Genomic DNA, 2,634 nt, shown 5'->3' on the forward strand with positions numbered 1-2,634 from the left:
AGCCCATCCTAGCCCATCCTCAGCGCACTCGTGCTGCCGCCGGTGCCGCTGCTGCTGTTGGTGCTGATCGGTGCCCGGCTGATCCTGCCGCGCCGCGGCCTCGGCTGGTTGGTGATCATGGTGGCCACGCTCGGGCTGTGGTTCAGCGCCTGCAACGGAACGGCGCAGTTCCTGATTCAGGTGGCGCTGAAGCCACCGGCGGCACTCAGCACCGCGCAGATCAACGACCTGAGGACGGCGGCGCAGGCGAAGCAGCCGGTCGCGATCATCGTGCTGGGCGGCGGGCAGGAGGCGCTGGCACCTGAGTACGGCGTGGCCAACCTCAACGCCCAATCGCTGGAACGCCTGCGTTATGGCGTGTGGCTGGGCCGCCAGACCGGGCTGCCGGTCGGCTTCAGCGGTGGTCTCGGTTGGGCCCAGCCGGACGGGCAGCCGGAAGCCCAGACGGCGGCGCGCATCGCCGCACAGGATTTCTCTCACCCGCTGAAATGGGTCGAGGACCAGTCGAAGGACACCCGCGAAAACGCGGCCCGCACTGTCGCGCTGCTGAAGCCGGCCGGCATCACGCAGATCGTGCTGGTGACGCACGGCTGGCACATGCCGCGCGCGGTCGCGATGTTCGAGGACGCAGCGCGCGGCAGTGTCAAGATCCAGCCGGCGCCGATGGGCCTGGCGCTGCGCGTCGACACCAAGTCGCTCGAATGGGTGCCGACGACGCGCGGCTTCATGAATGTGCGCAACGCGCTGCACGAGTGGATCGGCAGCTTGGTCCGCGCTTGACTGCCCCACAAGACGAAACCCCTCCCGACCTTGCGGTGGGAGGGGCGGGCAACTGACGTTGCCAACTCGGGGCTCCGGAGGAAGTGGGTCCAGGGCTCCTGGTGCGCAGGGACTGCGCCGGTGAGGATGCCTGCATGCAGGCCCACCAAACTTAGACGACGCTCGGCGGCGATTCAAGGCCTCATTCGAGGAATCTGCGCCGATTTCGCAATGGTCAGCGTTTCATCACGCCGGCGACGATCTGCGCCACCTTCTGCTCCACCTCGGCGTCCATGCGGATGCTGCGCCCCCATTCACGCGCGGTCTCGCCCGGCCACTTGTTGGTGGCATCCAGCCCCATCTTGCCGCCCAGCCCGCTGACCGGCGACGCGAAATCGAGGTAGTCGATCGGCGTGTTCTCGACCAGCGTCGTGTCGCGCACCGGGTCCATGCGGGTCGTGATCGCCCAGATCACCTCCTGCCAGTTGCGGATGTCGACATCGTCGTCGGTCACGACGATGAACTTCGTGTACATGAACTGGCGCAGGAAGCTCCAGATGCCGAACATCAGCCGCTTCGCATGGCCGGGATAGCTCTTGCGGATGCTGACGATCGCCATCCGGTAGCTGCAGCCTTCGGGCGGCAGGTAGAAGTCGACGATCTCCGGAAACTGCTTCTGCAGGATCGGCACGAACACCTCGTTCAGCGCCACGCCCAGCACGGCCGGCTCGTCGGGCGGCTTGCCGGTGTAGGTGGAGTGGTAGATCGGATCGCGCCGGCGCGTCAGCCGGTCGATGCGGAACACCGGGAACCAGTCCTGCTCGTTGTAATAGCCGGTGTGGTCGCCGAACGGCCCTTCGAGCGCATGCAGGTAGCCGCCGACCTCCTTCAACGGCACGCCGTGCTCGCTGGTCCCGATGAAGCCGGCCGGCACGACCGGGATGTGGCCTTCCAGCACGATCTCGGCACCGGCCGGCGCCTGCAGCATCCAGCCCGGCTCGCCGACCGCGGTGTCGACCACTTCGGTGCGGCTGCCGCGCAACAGCCCGGCGAACTGGTATTCGGACAGGCTGTCGGGCACCGGCGTCACGGCGCCGAGGATGGTCGCCGGATCGGCGCCGAGCGCCACCGCGATCGGGAACGGCTGGCCCGGGTTGGCGAGCGCGAAATCGCGGAAGTCCAGCGCCCCGCCCCGGTGCGCCAGCCAGCGCATGATGACCTCGTTGCGGCCGATCACCTGCTGGCGGTAGATGCCCAGGTTCTGGCGGCGCCGCGCCGTCGGCGAGGCCTGCGGGCCGCGCGTGATCACCAGACCCCACGTGATCAGGGGCCCCGCATCCAGGGGCCAGCAGGTCTGCACCGGCAACTCGCCCAGATCGACCTCGCTGCCTTGCAGCACCTCCTGCTGGCACGGCGCCGACCGGACCGCGGCCGGCTTCATGTCCCACAGCGCCTTGATCATTTGTAACAAACGGCCGGCATCTTTCAGCCCCTTCGGCGGCTCAGGTTCTTTCAGGCTGGCCAGCACCCGACCCACGTCGCGCAGCTCGCTCACCTCGGTGGCGCCCATGCCCTGGGCGACCCGCCGAGGCGTTCCGAACAGGTTCGTCAAGGCCGAAATTTTGTAACCGGCGGGGCGCTCGAACCACAGCGCCGGACCGCCGGCGCGCAGCACGGAGTCGCTGATCGCTGTCATTTCCAGCCGCGCGGAGACTGGTTCGGCGATGCGTTTGAGCTCGCCGGCCCGTTCCAGGCCCGCCATGAAGTCCCTCAGGTCACGGTATTTCATTCTCTTTAGTTATGAAGAACGGCATCCTTATCCTTGACTGGTTATGAATCCAGTTCCTAGAATTCGCGACACCTTGAGAACTGAAC

The 2,634-nt window shown here is 67.1% G+C and carries 2 protein-coding genes; one reads left to right on the top strand and one right to left on the bottom strand.

The window, feature by feature from the left end; all coding sequences use genetic code 11:
• Positions 1-30 precede the first annotated feature (30 nt).
• Positions 31-780, top strand: a complete 750-nt coding sequence (locus AC1D15_RS26105) for a YdcF family protein (protein ID WP_477828277.1) — start codon at positions 31-33, stop codon at positions 778-780.
• Between the two features lie 214 nt (positions 781-994).
• On the opposite strand, the gene AC1D15_RS26110 is transcribed toward AC1D15_RS26105, so the two are convergent.
• On the bottom strand, positions 995-2,548 hold the full coding sequence (locus AC1D15_RS26110) for a UbiD family decarboxylase (protein ID WP_477828278.1): 1,554 nt from the start codon (positions 2,546-2,548) through the stop codon (positions 995-997).
• Positions 2,549-2,634: the final 86 nt, after the last annotated feature.

The organism is Rhizobacter sp. P2_H2, from assembly GCF_056403375.1.